At 32.0% G+C, this 18,052-nt stretch carries 15 protein-coding genes; 4 read left to right on the top strand and 11 right to left on the bottom strand.

The features are described 5' to 3' along the window. Window positions 1–271 precede the first annotated feature (271 nt). The 3 genes from AC23MC_RS03490 to AC23MC_RS03480 all read right to left on the bottom strand — a co-directional run bounded on the left by AC23MC_RS03490 (window position 272) and on the right by AC23MC_RS03480 (window position 5,771). Window positions 272–703: a GNAT family N-acetyltransferase gene (locus AC23MC_RS03490; protein ID WP_487567081.1), complete on the bottom strand. Its 432-nt coding sequence runs from the start codon at window positions 701–703 to the stop codon at window positions 272–274. Window positions 704–824: 121 nt separating this feature from the next. Beyond that, window positions 825–3,167, bottom strand: coding sequence for a S9 family peptidase (locus AC23MC_RS03485; protein WP_487567082.1), 2,343 nt, complete (start codon window positions 3,165–3,167; stop codon window positions 825–827). A gap of 69 nt (window positions 3,168–3,236) precedes the next feature. Next, the gene (locus tag AC23MC_RS03480) at window positions 3,237–5,771 is read right to left on the bottom strand and encodes a T9SS type B sorting domain-containing protein (protein ID WP_487567083.1); all 2,535 of its coding nucleotides are present in this window, start codon (window positions 5,769–5,771) and stop codon (window positions 3,237–3,239) included. A gap of 414 nt (window positions 5,772–6,185) precedes the next feature. On the opposite strand from AC23MC_RS03480, the gene AC23MC_RS03475 reads away from it, so the two are divergent. From AC23MC_RS03475 to AC23MC_RS03460, 4 genes are all read left to right on the top strand, one after another. Continuing rightward, window positions 6,186–7,469, top strand: coding sequence for a hypothetical protein (locus tag AC23MC_RS03475; RefSeq protein ID WP_487567084.1), 1,284 nt, complete (start codon window positions 6,186–6,188; stop codon window positions 7,467–7,469). A gap of 62 nt (window positions 7,470–7,531) precedes the next feature. Next, on the top strand, window positions 7,532–8,746 hold the full coding sequence (locus AC23MC_RS03470; RefSeq protein WP_487567085.1) for a hypothetical protein: 1,215 nt from the start codon (window positions 7,532–7,534) through the stop codon (window positions 8,744–8,746). A 62-nt stretch (window positions 8,747–8,808) separates the two neighbouring features. Beyond that, window positions 8,809–10,089 carry an outer membrane beta-barrel protein gene (locus AC23MC_RS03465; protein WP_487567086.1) on the top strand — a complete coding sequence of 427 codons (1,281 nt, stop codon included), beginning with the start codon at window positions 8,809–8,811 and terminating at the stop codon, window positions 10,087–10,089. 119 nt (window positions 10,090–10,208) lie between these two features. Then, window positions 10,209–12,293, top strand: a complete 2,085-nt coding sequence (locus tag AC23MC_RS03460) for a prolyl oligopeptidase family serine peptidase (protein WP_487567087.1) — start codon at window positions 10,209–10,211, stop codon at window positions 12,291–12,293. A gap of 88 nt (window positions 12,294–12,381) precedes the next feature. Here the strand turns inward: AC23MC_RS03460 and atpG are convergent, their stop codons facing one another. From atpG to AC23MC_RS03420, 8 genes are all read right to left on the bottom strand, one after another. After that, the gene (atpG, locus tag AC23MC_RS03455; protein WP_487567088.1) at window positions 12,382–13,239 is read right to left on the bottom strand and encodes an ATP synthase F1 subunit gamma; all 858 of its coding nucleotides are present in this window, start codon (window positions 13,237–13,239) and stop codon (window positions 12,382–12,384) included. A gap of 72 nt (window positions 13,240–13,311) precedes the next feature. Then, window positions 13,312–14,889: a F0F1 ATP synthase subunit alpha gene (atpA, locus tag AC23MC_RS03450; protein ID WP_248436453.1), complete on the bottom strand. Its 1,578-nt coding sequence runs from the start codon at window positions 14,887–14,889 to the stop codon at window positions 13,312–13,314. 23 nt (window positions 14,890–14,912) lie between these two features. Then, window positions 14,913–15,446, bottom strand: a complete 534-nt coding sequence (gene atpH / locus AC23MC_RS03445) for an ATP synthase F1 subunit delta (RefSeq protein ID WP_487567132.1) — start codon at window positions 15,444–15,446, stop codon at window positions 14,913–14,915. Further along, on the bottom strand, window positions 15,446–15,937 hold the full coding sequence (locus AC23MC_RS03440) for a F0F1 ATP synthase subunit B (protein ID WP_487567089.1): 492 nt from the start codon (window positions 15,935–15,937) through the stop codon (window positions 15,446–15,448). Before AC23MC_RS03440 ends, atpH begins: the two co-directional genes overlap by 1 nt. An 84-nt stretch (window positions 15,938–16,021) precedes the next feature. Next, window positions 16,022–16,222, bottom strand: coding sequence for an ATP synthase F0 subunit C (gene atpE / locus AC23MC_RS03435; RefSeq protein ID WP_023578147.1), 201 nt, complete (start codon window positions 16,220–16,222; stop codon window positions 16,022–16,024). A 41-nt stretch (window positions 16,223–16,263) separates the two neighbouring features. Continuing rightward, on the bottom strand, window positions 16,264–17,346 hold the full coding sequence (gene atpB, locus AC23MC_RS03430; protein ID WP_487567090.1) for a F0F1 ATP synthase subunit A: 1,083 nt from the start codon (window positions 17,344–17,346) through the stop codon (window positions 16,264–16,266). 133 nt (window positions 17,347–17,479) lie between these two features. After that, complete coding sequence (locus tag AC23MC_RS03425) at window positions 17,480–17,866, bottom strand: hypothetical protein (protein WP_487567091.1); 387 nt, start codon at window positions 17,864–17,866, stop codon at window positions 17,480–17,482. Between the two features lie 3 nt (window positions 17,867–17,869). After that, complete coding sequence (locus tag AC23MC_RS03420; RefSeq protein WP_487567092.1) at window positions 17,870–18,046, bottom strand: AtpZ/AtpI family protein; 177 nt, start codon at window positions 18,044–18,046, stop codon at window positions 17,870–17,872. Between the last annotated feature and the right edge of the window lie 6 nt (window positions 18,047–18,052).

Below are 18,052 nucleotides of genomic sequence, written 5' to 3'. Positions count from 1 at the left end.
CAAATCTATTTATGATTATTATTGCATTTACGCTTCGGTAAAAATTGCAAAAAAAAGATTAAATTACAAATAATAACTTCTATAGAAACACTTAAAAACAAAGAAGTTGAATGGCAAGAAGATGAATTTTTAGGTTATCTTAATAAAAATCATAAACGATTGATTTGTGGTAATTACAAGATTATCTATTATTACAGCGTCGATGAAAATAGAGTTTATGTAACGGATGTTTTCGATTCAAGACAAGATCCTGTTAAAGAAAAAGGTTGAATTAACTCTTCTCCTCCAAAAATTTTACAAAATGAAATCCTTTCGGTACAAAACCGTGATTAAAATAAAATTTATGAGCCGGAAAATTATTAGTGTAAGCATCTAAAGCAACGACTTTACAACCTAAATCACTGGCTTTCTGATTCAAATATTCTGTCAGTAACTTGCCAACACCTTTGGAACGATGATTCGGATGAACAATCACATTATCCAATTCTAAATATTTTCCGCACCATAATTTAGTTCCTACCCAAAAACCGGAAAGTCCAACGGCTATTTCGTTTTCAAAAGCAACTAATTGTTTGTAGTTGTTGGGTAGCATTTCGTCTAACAAATCACTATAAATTTGATCGGTAAATTCAGGATACAATTGCTGAATTAAAGGCAATTGTTGAAGCATTTCTGCTTTGGTTGTGATTTCTTTTAGTTGCATTTTACTTTTGATTTTTATTTTTAGCCACGAATTTCACGAATTATCACAAATTTTTTTATTTTATTTTCAGCTGATTCGCAGATTATACGTAAATAACGATCTGTTAATCAGCGGCGAAGATTTAATTGTTCTTCAATAACGTTTCATTAAACAAATTCAAAATTCGAGTGTATTCATCTACCCACGAATACGTTTCTTTAAATCCGTGCGATTCCACCGGATAAACTGCTAAATCCCAATCTTTTTTTCCTAATTCGATAAATCGTTGCGATAAGCGAACAACATCTTGAAATTGCACATTGTTGTCTACCATTCCATGCAACATCAATAATTTATCTTGCAATTTATCGGCAAAATAAATTGGTGAACTTTTTTGATAGGCTTTTGGATCGGTTTCAGGAAAATTCAAAATATTTCCGGTGTAACCGTGGTTGTAATGAGCCCAATCTGTCACCGAACGCAACGCTGCTCCGGCTTTAAACTCGCCGGGCTGAGTGAGTAACGCCATTAATGTGATAAAACCACCGTAGGAACCACCATAAATGCCAACTCGGCTTGCATCAATTCCTTTTTGTGAAACCAAAAATTGTTTTCCGTCTAAATGATCTTCTAAATCCAATCCGCCCATGTGACGGTAAATTCCGGTTCGAACTTCGCGACCATAACCATCGCTTCCACGATAATCGATATCTAAAACGGTATAACCCAAATCGGTCAACAAATTGTGAAACATATATTCGCGATGATAGCTACTCCAAAAATTATGAGCATTTTGCAAATAACCCGCACCGTGCACAAAAATGATGGCTGCTTTGTTTTTATTTTCCGATTTTGGTTCATAAATTCGAGCATACACATCCGTTCCGTCTTTGGCTTTGAATGTGATAACTTCGGGTGATTTCCAAGGGTAATTATCAAACGTTTTGTTCGTTGAAAAGGTAATTTGTTGTAAAGTCGTGTTCGGTTTGTTATCAGCAACATACAATTCCCACGGTTTATTTTTAGACGAATAGCGAACCAACAACGTTTTTTCGTCTGGAGAAATTTCTACTTCGTGAGCTCCTTCTTTGGTTAAAATTGGAGTCATTTTTTGCGAAGCGATATCTACTTTATAAAATTCTCGGTTGCCCGGATGAGTTGTGTTTGTGGTGATATAAAATGATTTTCCATCGTTGGAAAGTTTTACATGACGAACTTCCCAATTGCCTTTGGTTAACTGGGTTTTCTGTTTGGTTTTTAAATTCATCACATACAAATGCGAAAAACCACTTGCTTCTGATTGAAAATAAATTGTTTGATTATCTTTCAAAAAGCCTAACGTTCCTCGACTGAAAGGATATCCCGGAATCCCCGGACCATCTATCCACGCTTCGTCGTGTTGATGATCGAGTTCGGTAATGGTCGCCGAATTCAAATCCAATTGCACAATCCAACGGTCTTTGTTGTCTTGACTTCGGATTTCTAAAACGGCTAAACTTCCATCTTCGTTAAAAATTGGAGATTGCATGACAATGGCTTTTTCTGCTTTTTCTTTGTCTTTTAAATTATCGTATTCTTTGTAATATTTCGGAAATTCTGAAATGCCGGTTAAATTAGAAAATGACACAAAAGAAACGGAATCTTTTTCGGCAGAATAAATTCCTAATTTGTGTTTAGAGAAATTTTCTATTGAAACTTTAGAACGTGCATTAGTGTTTTTGGTATAACCATCGGCGGTAATAAATTGTTCTACATTGGTTGGATTGGATGTTGGATAATCTGATTGCCTGAATGTGACAAATTTTCCATTTGGTGATGGCGTAATTTGTTCCATCGAAACTTTATCATAAAAAAATTCTTTTGGAAAAGCTTTTTCGTCTGATTCTGATTTGGATTTATTCCATTCTTTTTGAGCTTCCTGATCGTTTACAAATTGAAATAATTCTTTTTGTTGATTGATTAAAAAGTTGTCTTTTTCTTTCTTTTCCGATTCTTTTCCTTGTTTGAAATTGGTGAGTTGAATCATTGAAAAATCAGTCAAATTCAATTGAAAAATGTTATTGTTTTGTTGGAAGAAAATTAGTTTCGGATTATCGCTTCGTTGCACATTTGAAATTCTGCCCGATGAAACAATTACTTTTTTGTGGGTTTTTGCTTTTTTATCATACGAAAACAAATTGCCATTTTGGGTATAATACACTTCATTAAATTGCTTTTGATTGTCGAAATTTTCTTCCGTAAAGGAAATTTCTTTTTGAAGTAATTCAGGCGATTTCATTCCTTTTTTCCAGAAATAAGTACTATTTCCTTTTTCATTTTTCGGATTCCAATCAAAATAAACTACAGAACCATCAATAGACCAACGGTGATTTTCGGGTTGATATCCGATAAATTCATCACCTTTCATGATTTCGGGTAACGATAAGGATTGAGAGAAAATGGTTTGGAATAGTAAAAAAGCAAAAATGGGAGCGTAAAATTTCATCTTTAAAAAATTAGATTATCAAATATAAAAAGGATATTGATTTTTACTGAAAATTAATGTAAAGTGAAATTATCGTTTGAGCGAAAAGTGTCCTTTTAAATTTCTTCCATCTTCAAAATAAACTGAATACCAATAATCTGAAGATGGTAATGGTTTTCCGTTAAAATTGCCATCCCAACCTTTTAATAAGTTATTGTAATCCATATAGAATAATAAAATTCCATAACGATTATAAATGTAAATTTTTAAGTCCGGATACAAGTTTGTTACTTCATCGCTAAGTTTCCAGTAATCATTTTCACCATCTCCGTTTGGAGTAAAATATTTAGGGAAACTGAGTATAAAAACCTCGGTACTTAGTGGTTTTTCGCATTTATTAATATCTCTCACATAAATGGTGTGTAATCCCGGTTGAACATTGTTAAACGTATAGGAAGTTCCTTCGCCGTAATAGTTGAATCCATTTATTGAAAATTCGTAAAGACTATTGCCGGTTACAGCAACATAAATTTGGTTGTCATTTACAGTTACTGTTCTAAATTCTGGTGTGCTTACGTCGCGAACAATAAAACTTTTGGTTACAGAACATTGTATTCCATTTTCTGTTTTAGTAACTGATACTGAAAAATTTCCGGTTTCTGTTACTGAAAATAATCTAGATGTTGAAACAACCCCGCCGGGTGATTTTTTCCATATCCAAGTTTCATTATCAATGCCACCATCTAAAATTATGGCAGGCTGCATTAAAGGATCGCAGATTGTATAACGTTCTTGAATATCTAAAACTATCTCATCATTAACAATTAACTGAATTGGACCAATTCCTCCACACGAAAAATCATCATTTTCTATTCTAACCCAAATTATAGCCGTTGAAGTTGTATGATATCTTCCTTCAATTTGATTTGCTTTTGTTTGAGCATCTTGTTCACTTGTAAAAAAACTAACTATAGAGGAAGAAGGAATGTTGAATTGACTTCGGATTTGATCTTCTTTAATTCCTATGTTAAATGTTCCTTCACCATTATTTAAAATAAGATCTGAATCTTCGCAGGTATACATGTTGCTAATTGGGTCTAAAACAACATAGGATGCTTCAATGAAAAAATTACTGATTGATTCACAGCCTTCCGGACTAATTATTTTTACAAAAATTTCTTCGGGATTTGTTTGGTTTTGATAAGTTTCGTGATCTTCAATTTGATTTGTATTGAGAGTTGCATCATTCAAAGTCTTATAAAAATAATATTCATAATCCGGATTTGGATTATTCATTTTATTTCCAATTTCTTCAAGATTAAAAAATGATACTCCATCATTATCTGAATCACACTGAATTAGAACTTGATCAGGATCCAGTGAAGGCAAAGGATAAACTTCTAAATCTTTATATAGAACAACCGGATAATCGTTTATAACTATTGTTGCTTTAATAAAGTGCATTCCGGAAGTTGAGAATTGGTGGGTGGGGTTCATTAAAGTTGATGTTGTTCCGTCGCCAAAATCCCACAAAACCGATTGTATTGGAGCATATGCATCAAGCTCAAAATTGAAAATTGCATCAACACAATCGTCTTCAATAATTATTCTGTTTCGTAAAAAGGAAGCAACAAAAATTGGTAAACCTCTAGTTGATCTGCTAGGATTTAAGTTTATTGAATTGGCTTGTAAATCACAAGCTTCTGCAGGAAGGTGAGGTTTGTTTATTACACTCATTCTTGCTAACGGATTATCTTCGCTACCTTGAGCTATGTAAATCTTCCCATTTCGAGCCAATTGCATTGATTTGGCATCCGGCACGATAAAAAGAGGAAGGAGATAAGGCTCCTCTATTGGATTGAGCTCAACTTGCACAACAAAATTATCGTTACCAGAATAGTAGAGCACGTCAGAATTTTGCGAAAATTCAAGACCATAAGGATTTATTAATAACCCTAATCGAGGAGTTGTACTAAATTTTTTGCTAAGGATAATCGATGCATTATCATTATCAAAGTCGTACAAATATATCTCCCTATTATCAAAATCTGTAATAGCAATTCGCTGACCGTTTGGAGAAATTTTCATTGTTCCTTTTGGACCTAAAGCGTGATTATCTTGAATAAAGGTTTGTGGTGATGAAATTCCATTTTCAGTAATGTTATAAATTCTAAAGGTATTTCTTGGTGAATCGGCTAAGTTTTCTTCCTTTCCAAAAGTAATTAACCTAATGGTATTGCTTTCTGCGTGATGAATTGCTGCAATTCTGCTGATTGGATTTCGCTCCATCAAGATGTTTTGTTCTTCTAAATAACCCAAAGGAAACTCTGGTGTGAAACGGATTATAGAACGAATTAATCCATTTACTTGGTTTTCTTTAGCCGAAAAAATATAATAAGTAGTTTCATCATTTGGTTTTGGGATGATAATGGTAGTTTGAATGTCTTCTATTTCATTGGCCAAATAAAATGCATCATCAATAATTTCGTGATTTTTATTCCAAACTACTCTTCCGTTTGTATAGAACAATAGATTTCCGTCTTTATCTGAAATGCTGGCACATCCGGCTGGAGTTTCCATGCTTCCATCGCTAAGTACTTGGAACAAACCGTCACTAAAGTTCATGCCTGCATTTTCTCCAAAATACCAATGGTTTGTCTCGTTTTGAGAAAAAACAATAGTGGAAAAGAGTAACAGAAAAAAGGAAAAACTTTTTCTAAAACAGTATGAATTTGGTTTATTAATCATCAAAAAGCTATAAAATCAATCCATAAAAATAGTAAAATTATGTTGTTTAAATCACTTTTTTCTGTCATTAATTAAAAATTAACATATTGAATTAGTGGCAGTAGAGTGAAAAAAGCGAAAAAAAGTTGCCTTCTATAACTAATTAGATTTAAAGTTGAATTGCTTTTTAATCTTTGAAAACTGAAAATAACACATTTATGAATCTTAAGAAAAACCCTCTTTTTATTTTATTTTTATTGCTAAAAATTACGGAAATTTTTTATATGTTTGATAAATTTTAAATCTAATCCAATGAAAAAAACATTGCAATTATTAGTCATTTTATTTTTAACAAACAGCTACAGTCAAGTTGTTTTTGAAAAAGGATATTTTGTAAACAAAAAAAATGAAAAAATTGAATGTTTCATAAAAAATCAAGATTGGATAAACCAACCAAAACAAATTGAATACAAACTTTCTGAAGATGGAAATACAGAAGTAATAGATTTTAACGAAATAAATTCTTTCCAAGTTTACAACACTCATCATTATTATAAAAAACAAGCTGTAAATATTGATCGAGAAACAAAAGTTGAAGGTTTTAATCCGAAACTTAAACCAGTAGTATTAAAAGTGTTGGTAGAAGGAAAAGCTTCGTTATATGAAGATGTCTCTACTGGGTTGTTCTTTTATAAAAACGAAAATGAAGAAATAAAACAACTGATTTTTAAACGTTATGAAAATAAGGACGGTAAGATTATTGAAGATTTCTCTTACCGTACAGAATTATACAACAACGTAAAATGCCGGGATAATTCGGCAGAAAAACTTCGAAAAATTGATTATAAACAAAATTCGCTAGTTAAATACTTTACTGATTATAATCAATGTGTTAATAATGATTTTAAGAATTATACAGAAAATCAAACTAAGCTTTTGTATAATTTAAAAGCAATTGCAGGGACCGCAATTAACACAAATATGAAAACGGAAATCAATTTTTTTTCCTCCGAACACAATACATCAATAAAACATACTAATTCGGATATCTCAGTCAATGCAATTATAGGAACCGAATTTGAAATACTTCTTCCATTTAATAAAAACAAATGGGGAGTATATATTTCTCCAACATTTCAAAGTTATAAAAATGAATCTTCTACAATTTATAATGATGTTATGGGTCGCTATTATATGATTACAACTGTTCCATCTCAAGGACCTGTAAATACGTATTTTAGTTATGATGTAAAAATTGAAAGAGAACACAAATATACTTTTATTGAAGTACCTATTGGAATTAGATATTACTTTAACGTAAATGAAAAAAACAAATTTTTCATCAATGCTTCTTATGGGTTTATTTTGAATTTAAGCACAACTGAAAACGTTAGTTTTGAAACATTAGCTTCACATCCAATTTTGCCACCATTAAGCATTGAAAACACTAACTCAAAAGCTTCAACTTCTACCAAATTTGGCGTTGGTTATGTAGTTAGTTCTAAGATGTCTTTATCTGCAAACTATTCTAACTTGCAATTATCACAAAGTGATATTGTTGGATTTTCGTTGCAAGCTTCTTATCGATTTCTTTAGCAATAAAAAATATTAAAAAATCAAAAAGCTTTTTCCTTTCAATAAATTTTAAATCTAATCCAATGAAAAAAACATTGCAATTATTAGTCATTTTATTTTTAACAAACAGCTACAGTCAAGTTGTTTTTGAAAAAGGATATTTTATAAACAATCAAAATGAAAAAATTGAATGTTGGATAAAAAATCAAGATTGGATAAATCAACCTAAACAAATTGAATACAAACTTTCTGAAGACGGTAAAACAGAAATAACAGATTTTAACCAAATCAATTCTTTTCAAGTTTACAACACTCATCATTATTATAAAAAAGAAGTTGTAAATATTGATCGAGAAACAAAAATTGAAGGTTTTAATCCGAAAATTGAAACAATAATCTTACGGGTTTTGGTAGAGGGTAAAGCAACATTATTTGCAGACATTTCCCGCAGTATCTATTTTTACAAAATTGACAATGAAGACATTAAGCAACTTGTTTATAAGAAACATGCTGATAATGATGGTAAAATTATAGAAGATTTTTCGTTCCGAACAGAATTGTATAACAATCTAAAATGCCGGGATAATTCTGCCGAAAAACTACGTAAAATTAATTACAAACAAAATTCGTTAGTTAATTACGTTATTGATTTTAATGAATGTTCTAATGCAAATTATAGTGAATTTAATGAAAGTAAAACGAAAACTGAATTTAACCTCAAAGCATCCGGTGGAGTCAACTTTTACACAATGGAATCGATAGTTACTGCAGGTTTTTATGAAAATAGACCATTGAAATATAAATCGTCGTCTAACTTTAATTTTATGCTTGGTTTTGAAGCAGAAATGTTGTTGCCATTTCACAAAAACAAATGGTCAATATTTATTGCTCCAAATTATCAATCACAACAAAATCAAGAATTTTCTACTAGCCCAAGAGATTTATACGGAGGATATAACGGAACTTTAAGCTTAGAGGACTCATATTCATATCTAGATTTACCTCTTGGACTTAGACATTATTTTCATATAAATAAAAACTCCAAACTCTTTTTAGGGGTTGCTTATAAATTTATTTTTATTATTGATAAAACAGAAAACAGAAGCTATGATCCTGAAATCAATTATGGAGTTCCTTTAAGAATTCTAGACGCATCCAGACAAACAAAAGGTAAGCAAATTAGCATTGGTTATGTTTACAATAATAAATATTCATTATCCGGAAACTATTCTACCGTTCAATTACCACAAAGTAATATTGTTGCATTTTCATTGCAAGCTTCATATCGATTTCTTTAGTAATAAAAAATATTAAAAAATCAAAAAGCTTTTTTCTTTCAATAAATTTTAAATCTAATCCATTGAAAAAAATATTCCACTTACTACTTCTTTTGTTTTTAACAAACAGCTACTGTCAAGTAGTTTTTGAAAAAGGATATTTTGTAAACAATCAAAATGAAAAAATTGAATGTTTGATAAAAAATCAAGATTGGATTAACCAACCTAAACAAATTGAATACAAACTTTCTGAAGACGGTAAAACAGAAGTAACTGATTTTAACCAAATCAATTCTTTTCAAGTTTATAACACTCCGCATTATTATAAAAAACAAGTTGTAAATATTGATCGAGAAAAAAATAGTGAGGGTTTTAATCCGAAACTTGAACCAGTTATATTAAAAGTATTGGTAGAAGGGAAAGCTTCGTTATATGAAGATGTTTCTACTGGGTTGTTCTTTTATAAGAACGAAAATGAAGAAATAAAACAACTGAGTTTTAAACGTTATGAAAATAAGGACGGTAAGATTATTGAAGACTTCTCTTATCGTACAGAATTATACAATAACGTAAAATGCCGGGATAATTCTGCCGAAAAACTTCGAAAAATGAAGTATAAACAAAAAATGTTTATTGATTATTTTTTAGATTACAATCAATGTATTAATGGAGAATATGTTGATTTTTTAGAAAATAAAACAAAATCTAAATACGTTTTTAGGGCATTAGCTGGTACCTCAATTAATACCGGTCTAAAGTCTGATGTATCTTTTTCTTCAACCACCGGGAAGCGAACATTAGAACACAGCAATTCTGATTTGTCTGTGAATTTTTTAGTTGGAGGTGAGTTTGAAATCCTTTTACCTTATCGCAAAAATAAATGGGCAATGATTTTTTCGCTAACTTATCAAGGCTACAAAGATCAATCTACCCAAAGGTACAATAATGTTATTGGACGAACAGTTACAACAGAAATACCTTCAGCTCAAACACCTGTAACAACCTATTTTGGTTATGATATAGAATTTAAAAGTGAGTATAAATACTCGTTTGTTGAACTTCCTGTTGGAGTAAGATATTATTTTGATTTGAATAATAATTCTAAAATATTCGTCAATGCATCATATGGTATTATTCTGCCTTTAAATAGAACTGAAAATGTAAGTTTTGAATTCACATCTAGTTCAGCACCCTCCATAACCATTGACGAACCAAAATCAAAATTTTCCTCGTTAGCAAAAATCGGAGGAGGCTATTCATTTAATGAAAAATATAGTGTTGGATTAGATTATTATATATTCAGAAATATTTCAAATGTGAACACTGGTACAATTTCGGTTGTAGCTTCTTATAAATTATTTTAAAAAAAAATTTTGTGGTAAATAGAATTTTAAAAAGTCAACTCTACCTATCACTTCAAAACAACTTTTTAGTTCATAAATCAGGTTTAGACTTCTAATTATATTTGTAAAAAACTCAAAAATTGAAACATTTCCTACTTCAAACAATAATTCTTCTAAGTTTTTATTTAGTAAATTCTCAGAACTATCCCATCACGCATAAAAATACAACATCTGTTGAATATCACGGTAAAACATTTGAAGATCAATATGCGAGGTTAGAAAAAATGAAGTCCTCTGAAACTCAAAAATGGATTGATTTACAAAATAACATTACAGATTCAATCTTTAAAATAACAAACAAAGAACATAATGTAGCTTCTAAAATAAAAGACTATGATTATTTATCTACCAATGCCCTACCAACCAAAAAAGGGAACTATTTTTATATGCAATATAGAATGGATAAAAACCTTCCTGCTGCCTTGTTTTATAGAAAAAACTTAAATGATGATGCTGTAGAGATTGTAAATCCGTATGAAATTACTAATAACAAAAATGCCTATATAACAGGTTATTACCCATCTTCTAATAATAATTACCTTGCTTATAAATTAACCCCAGATGGAAGCGATCGACAAGAAATAAGGTTTAAACAATTTCATAAATCAAAAGATTTAGAAGATGTGCTCATTAATGTGAAATTTTCTAATGTAGTTTGGAATAAGAGTCTTGGCGTGTTTTATAAAAAAAACAGCAATCAAACAGCATTTGCAAAAGATTCTACTAATCAACTTTACTATCATCAAATAAACACCTCGCAAAATGATGATAAATTAATTTTTGACACTTCTGAAAGCGATAATAATTTTACTTTTCTAAACGTAAATGACACTCTTTTTATAATTGAGAATATAAGAGAAAATGGCTTTAAAAACTATTACTTTTCTCCAATAACAGATGAAAAAATTACCTTAAATAAGTTCATTAGTAATGATGAATCTAATTTTGATTTTATCACTTATCGAAAAGGGAAAATCTACTTTTCTTCTGACAAATATGAATGGGGAGATGTACGATCATTTTCTATTTTAAACCGTGAGGATGAAAAAGTTATCATTCCTCAACTCTTTAATAATTTATTATTAGAAACTCGTTTTTTGGGAGATTATATTATTTGTAAATATAAATCGGCAGGTGATTATATTTTAAGAATTTATAATGAAGATGGGGTATTTCTACGAAAATTTGACGCTCCTCATAACATGAATGTAGAAGTAGAATTTTATAACAGTGAAACTAAGGATTTATTTGTTACATTTTCTTCCTATGTAATTTCGTATAGAAATTTTAAATTAAACCTTGAAACAGGAAAGTCTCAAGAATATTATAATGAATACATCAGACCAAAGGTTACTTTGTTTCCATTGGATTATTTTGTTACAACTTATACCACATTTAAAAGTCGGGATAACAAAGATATTCCCATCACAATTGTGCATAAAAAAGGTGTAAAATTAGACGGCTCAAATCCTACCTTATTAAAAGCTTATGGTGGTTTTAGAGTAGTAAACACTCCTCGTTATGATACCGGATTGTTATATTTTCTTGAAAAAGGCGGTGTTTTTGCTTATGCAGAAATTCGCGGTGGTGGAGAAAAAGGACGAAACTGGCATAACAATGGCAAAGGTCAAAAGAAGATTAACACCTTTAATGATTTCATAGATGCTGCCGAATTTTTAATTAAGGAAAAATATACTTCAAATTCAAAATTAGCGATAACAGGTGGTTCACAAGGAGGTTTATTGGTAGGTGTTGCGATGACACAACGCCCCGATTTATTCAAATTAGCCATCCCAATTGTTGGTATTTATGATATGACCATGTTTGGAAAGTATACTGCCGGAAAATATTGGTTTGATGAATATGGAGATCCTGAAAACAAAGAAGACTTTGATAATATGATGGTTTATTCACCGTATCATAACATAAAAAATGAAGTAAACTATCCTACAACATTGATTATTACCTCTGAAAATGATGACAGAGTTGTTGCTTCCCATTCTTATAAATTTGCTGCAAAATTGCAAAGCAGATCTTCACAAAAAAATCCAATTTATTTAAAAGTTGAAAAAGATGCGGGTCATTCCGGAAAAGTATCAAATTACGTTGATAGAGTTGAAAAAAAGGCCGACTTCTATAGTTTCTTACTATATCATCTAAAATAAAAAAGTCACGCTATTCACGTGACTTTCATAAATGTATGTTATTTTGATTATCCTTTCAACGCTTCGCTATTTGAAAATTTGGCTCCGCCTAATTGTTCAACGCTTCCGCACCACCAACAATTTCTAAAATTTCATTAGTAATCGCTGCTTGACGGGCTTTGTTGTAGGTTAATTTCAATTGATTTCTCAATTCTGTTGCGTTATCTGTTGCTTTGTGCATTGCGGTCATACGAGCTCCGTGTTCGGATGCAAATGAATCGCGGATGGCTTTGTATAATTGTGTTTTTAATGATTTTGGAATCAACGTTAACACAATTTCTTCTTTGGATGGTTCAAAAATATAATCGGAACTTGCTACTGCAGCACCCACAACCGGAGCAAGCGGTAAAAATTGTTCTGTTTGAACGATTTGTGTTGCCGCATTTTTGAATTGGTTATACACAATTTCGATTTTATCGTAATCGCCGGAAATGAATTTTTCTGTTAATAATTCAGAAATAGCTGCTACATTATCAAAAGTCAACGCATCAAAAACTTCGCTTTTATTGGCAATAACAGAACATGTTTTACCAAGAACATCATTTCCTTTTTTACCAATGGCAAGAACATCTACTTTTTTACCAACATACGAATCGGCTAACACTTTCACTTGTTTGATAACATTGGTATTAAAAGCACCACACAAACCTCTGTTGGAAGTGATGGCCACAATTAAAACCTTTTTTACCTCACGTTGCGTGGTGTATTCTCCGCCAATTTCGCCTTCCATCGAAGCACTTAAACTTTGTAGAATTTCGGTTAATTTTTCGGCATAAGGTCGCATTGCTGTAATGGCATCTTGAGCCTTTTTTAGCTTTGCGGCAGAAACCATTTTCATTGCCGATGTGATTTGCATCGTAGATGAAACGGAACTAATTCTATTACGGATTTCCTTTAAATTTGCCATTTTTTTAGTATTAAGATTTAAGTATTAAGTATCAAGACGTCTTAATTCTTGATACTTAATACTTAATACTTTTTAGTTATATTTTGCTGAAACCTCTTTCGCTGAACGGTCTAAAACATCAGTAATTTCATCTGAGAATTTACCCGCTTTTAAAGCGTTTAATGTATCTCTGTGTTTGTTGTTCAAGTATTCGATGTAATCTCTTTCGAATTCTTTTACTTTATTTACAGGAACATTTCTCAACAAGTTTTTAGATCCTGCATAGATAATTGCAACTTGATCTTCAACTGTGTACGGATCGTTTACGGCTTGTTTCAAGATTTCAACGTTTCTTCTTCCTTTTTCAATTACGTTTAATGTAACCGCATCTAAATCTGAACCAAATTTTGCGAACGCTTCTAATTCACGGAATTGAGCTTGATCCAATTTCAACGTACCTGATACTTTTTTCATTGATTTAATCTGAGCGTTACCTCCAACACGTGATACCGAAATACCTACGTTAATTGCCGGACGAACCCCTGAGTTAAACAAATCACCATCTAAGAAAATCTGACCATCAGTAATCGAAATTACGTTGGTTGGAATATACGCAGAAACGTCACCCGCTTGTGTTTCAATGATTGGTAAAGCTGTTAATGAACCTCCACCTCTTACGATTGGACGTAAAGAATCCGGTAAGTCATTCATATCTTTAGCAATATCATCATCAGCAATAATTTTTGCTGCTCTTTCTAATAATCTTGAGTGAAGGTAGAAAACGTCTCCAGGATAAGCCTCACGTCCCGGTGGTCTTCTTAATAAAAGAGAAACCTCACGGTAAGCAACAGCTTGTTTAGACAAATCGTCATAGATAATTAAAGCCGGACGACCTGAATCACGGAAATATTCTCCGATAGCTGCTCCAGCAAATGGAGCATATACTTGCATTGGTGCAGGATCTGAAGCATTTGCCGCCACGATAACCGTATAAGCCATTGCTCCTTTGTCTTCTAATGTTTTAGCGATTCCTGCAACCGTTGACGCTTTTTGTCCAATGGCTACATAGATACAAAACACAGGTTGACCTGCATCATAAAATTCTTTTTGATTTAAAATGGTATCGATACAAACGGTAGTTTTACCAGTTTGACGGTCACCAATAACCAACTCACGTTGACCTCTTCCAACCGGAATCATCGCATCAATTGATTTGATTCCTGTTTGCAACGGTTCAGTTACCGGTTGACGGAAAATTACTCCGGGAGCTTTTCTTTCCAATGGCATTTCATAAAGATCTCCACCGATTGGTCCTTTACCATCGATTGGATTTCCTAACGTATCAACCACACGACCTACCATTTGCTCACCTACTTTTAGGGAAGCGATACGTTGTGTTCTTTTTACGGTAGAACCTTCTTTAATACCTGTTGAAGGACCTAACAATACTACCCCAACATTGTCTTCTTCCAAGTTTAATACGATTGCTTCCAATCCGTTGTCGAATTGTACTAACTCTCCGTATTGAGCATTTGATAACCCGTAAACACGAGCAATACCATCACCCACTTGAAGTACTGTTCCTACTTCTTCTAACGATGCACCTGATTCAAAACCAGATAATTGTTTTTTTAATATTGCTGAAATTTCAGCAGGTTTAATTTCCGCCATTGTTCTATATCTTTATTGGAATATTAATTACTAAATTCTCTCTTTAATTGTTGCAATCTGTTTGCCACAGAAGCATTGTATTGTTGATCGCCAATTCTCAAAATAAATCCTCCAATGATAGATGGATCTACTGTATTGATTAACGTAATTTTCTTATTTGAAAATTCTTTTATTTTTGCCAAAACTTTCGCTTCTAAATCCGGAGTTATTGGGAAAGCAGTAGTTACTTTTGCTACTTCAATTCCGTTTAACACATCGTGTTGAGCATTATATTGCTCTGCGATTTCTCCTAAAATCTCGAAACGCTTGTTTTCTTTCAGCAATAAAAATAATCCTTTGGTATCATTTTGAACGGATGCAAATATTTCAGACAAGGCATCAAATTTTGCTTCCGGTTTTACAACAGGACTAACTAAAAAAAGCTTTAATTCTTCATTAGAATTTACCGTTTCGTTAATCAATTTCATATCTTGATTTACTGCATCGGCTCTTCCGTTGGAAACAGCATTTTCTATAATTGCTTTGGCATATCTAATCGCAGCTCTTGACATACGGATTAATTTAATTTAGCATCGCCTAACATTTTCTCTACCAATTTGGTTTGAGCTTCTGTGTTGGCTAATTCGCTTTTTAATACTTTTTCTGCAATCTCAATTGACAACGTTGAAACCTGATTTTTCAATTCAGCCATCGCTGCATTTTTCTCGCTTTCAATAGCTGATTTTGCTTGAGCAATCATTTTCTCGCCTTGAACTTGAGCTTCAGATTTTGCATCGTTAATCATTTTTTCTTTGATTTCACGAGCTTCTTTCATCATAGCATCTCTTTCTGCTCTGGCTTCGGCTAATAAACGCTCATTTGAAGCAGTCAAGTTTTGCATTTCTAATTTTGCTGTTTCAGCAGCAGCTAATGCATTGTTGATAGATTCTTCTCTGCTTTTTACAGCTCCTAAAATAGGCTTCCAAGCAAACTTTTTCATTAAGAAAAAGAATACCACAAAGATGATCGTTGTCCAAAAAATTAAACTTTCCGGTGAAGTTAAGTTCATGTTTTATATAGATTAAAATTGTTTTACTTTTTTAAAAACAGTTTCGCAACCAACCGTTGCGAAACGTGTTCTTTTTTTTGAAAATTACTTTGCAATTAAAGCAACTACTACTGCGAAAAGTGCAACACCCTCAATAAGAGCAGCAGCAATAATCATAGCAGTTTGAATTTTTCCAGCAGCTTCTGGTTGTCTTGCCATAGCGTCCATAGCAGATCCACCAATTTTTCCAATACCGATTCCTGCTCCAATAACAGCTAATCCAGCACCGATTCCAGCTAATACCATAATGTTAAATTTATATAGTTAATAATTAAAAAAACTCAATTTTAGTGGTGGTCGTGTTCTTCAACAGCTTGACCGATAAACAAGGCAGACAACAATGTAAATACATACGCTTGAAGAGCCGCAACCAACATTTCCAAGACACTCATAAACAATACGAATGCTCCCGATACAGGAGAAATCCATGCGGTTTTGAAAATATAAATTAATGAAATTAAACTCAATATAATAATGTGTCCCGCTGTAATGTTAGCAAAAAGACGAATCATCAATGCAAAAGGTTTAGTAAACATTCCGATAATTTCTACCGGCCACATAATCGGGTACAATGCTTTTGGAACCGGTGGAGCAAAAATGTGTCCCCAATAGTTTTTATTAGCACTAAATGTAGTGATTAAAAAGGTAATGAATGCTAAAACGAAAGTGAAATAAATATTTCCGGTTAAGTTAGAACTAAACGGGAAGAAAGGAATTAAACCAATTAAATTGTTAATCCAAATAAAGAAAAAGATGGTTAACAAGTACGGCATATATTTTGCATAATTTTTGTGTCCGATGTTTGGAATCGCAATATCGTCTCTAACGAACAAAACCAATGGTTCTAAGAAACCGGCTAATCCTTTTGGAGCCATTTTATTTTTGTTGTATGAACGTGCAACGGCCGTGAACAATAAGAATAAAACGATAACCGACATCAACATCGAGAAAACCAATTTCGTAATAGAAAAATTAAGTGGTCTTGCGGCAAAATTTAATCCGCTTTTGTCTGACTCCTCTGTTATTTCGGCAAATTTATCGGCGTAATAAATAACTTCTTTATAGCGAACGAATTTTTCTCCATCAATTTCAACCACTTCTTTCCCCTCGTTATCATGGTGAAATTTTGAGGATGAAAACACTTTCAATCCGTTTTCTGTCCACAAAATAACAGGTAAATAAAATGTGATTGGATGACCATTCCAATCGGCAATGTGAAATTCGTGCGAATCACCAATGTGCGAATTGATTAAGTCTGTGGCATTAAACTCTTTATCATCGGAATGTGATCCTCCGGCAAAACCGTAAATCGGCAACAGCGTTACTAATAAAACCGCAATGAACTGAATGGTACTTTTTGCTATTCTCATTTTTAAAATTTAGCAGAATTTAATGTCGTTAAAATTTCGTGCAAAGGTACATATTTTATTAATAAACGAAAATATATAAACACAATTTTTAAATAAAGGTTTAAAAGAAGGTCGTTTTTTACGGATTACTCAATCATTCTGCGTTTAATAGTCTCACAGAATGAATGGTTTCAAATAATAAAAAAAGAAAAAAGGGAATAAAAAAAGCTCCAACATCCGGAATTTTATCATCAAAATCAGATTGAATTAACGGAAGAAGAAACACAACCGATGCCATCATCTTCAAAATTCCGGTGGCTAGAAAAGTATATCCGGTTTTATCAAAAAAAGTAACATTGACAAAAACCAGAAATAAATACAACAAAAAAGTGAGTATAAAATGAAAAGCATAAATACTGTAAACCGAATAATAAAAAGGTGTTTCGGCAAACAAAAAACGAGTAATCAGTAATTGAGAAACAAATAAAAGAATAGAAAAAGGTATAAATTGTTTGATAAAAGGCAGTAATTTTTCTTTCATACATTATTCTTTATTAAGATTTTTCACTTGTTGAATCACATTGTACAAAGCTATAAAAACAGCTAACAATGAAAAAATAATAGTATAAAGTGAATTTTCGTTTTGTTGTTTTTCGTCGAGCCAGCTACCAAAATAAACTCCTGCAAAAATAATGACTCCCATTTGAAACGGAATGTTCATTAGAAC

This window comes from Flavobacterium sp. T50_26, assembly GCF_057652995.1.
The sequence above is the reverse complement of the archived record's forward strand: the minus strand, read 5'-3'. Positions and strand labels throughout refer to the sequence as shown.

What these genes read in the sequence shown, in the direction of transcription:
- AC23MC_RS03490 (WP_487567081.1), bottom strand. Translation starts at nt 703, where the DNA reads ATGCAACTAAAAGAAATCACAACCAAAGCAGAAATGCTTCAACAATTG.
- AC23MC_RS03485 (WP_487567082.1), bottom strand. Translation starts at nt 3,167, where the DNA reads ATGAAATTTTACGCTCCCATTTTTGCTTTTTTACTATTCCAAACCATT.
- AC23MC_RS03480 (WP_487567083.1), bottom strand. Translation starts at nt 5,771, where the DNA reads ATGAACTTTAGTGACGGTTTGTTCCAAGTACTTAGCGATGGAAGCATG.
- AC23MC_RS03475 (WP_487567084.1), top strand. Translation starts at nt 6,186, where the DNA reads ATGAAAAAAACATTGCAATTATTAGTCATTTTATTTTTAACAAACAGC.
- AC23MC_RS03470 (WP_487567085.1), top strand. Translation starts at nt 7,532, where the DNA reads ATGAAAAAAACATTGCAATTATTAGTCATTTTATTTTTAACAAACAGC.
- atpG (WP_487567088.1), bottom strand. Translation starts at nt 13,239, where the DNA reads ATGGCAAATTTAAAGGAAATCCGTAATAGAATTAGTTCCGTTTCATCT.
- atpA (WP_248436453.1), bottom strand. Translation starts at nt 14,889, where the DNA reads ATGGCGGAAATTAAACCTGCTGAAATTTCAGCAATATTAAAAAAACAA.
- AC23MC_RS03440 (WP_487567089.1), bottom strand. Translation starts at nt 15,937, where the DNA reads ATGAACTTAACTTCACCGGAAAGTTTAATTTTTTGGACAACGATCATC.
- atpE (WP_023578147.1), bottom strand. Translation starts at nt 16,222, where the DNA reads ATGGTATTAGCTGGAATCGGTGCTGGATTAGCTGTTATTGGAGCAGGA.
- atpB (WP_487567090.1), bottom strand. Translation starts at nt 17,346, where the DNA reads ATGAGAATAGCAAAAAGTACCATTCAGTTCATTGCGGTTTTATTAGTA.
- AC23MC_RS03425 (WP_487567091.1), bottom strand. Translation starts at nt 17,866, where the DNA reads ATGAAAGAAAAATTACTGCCTTTTATCAAACAATTTATACCTTTTTCT.
- AC23MC_RS03420 (WP_487567092.1), bottom strand. Translation starts at nt 18,046, where the DNA reads ATGAACATTCCGTTTCAAATGGGAGTCATTATTTTTGCAGGAGTTTAT.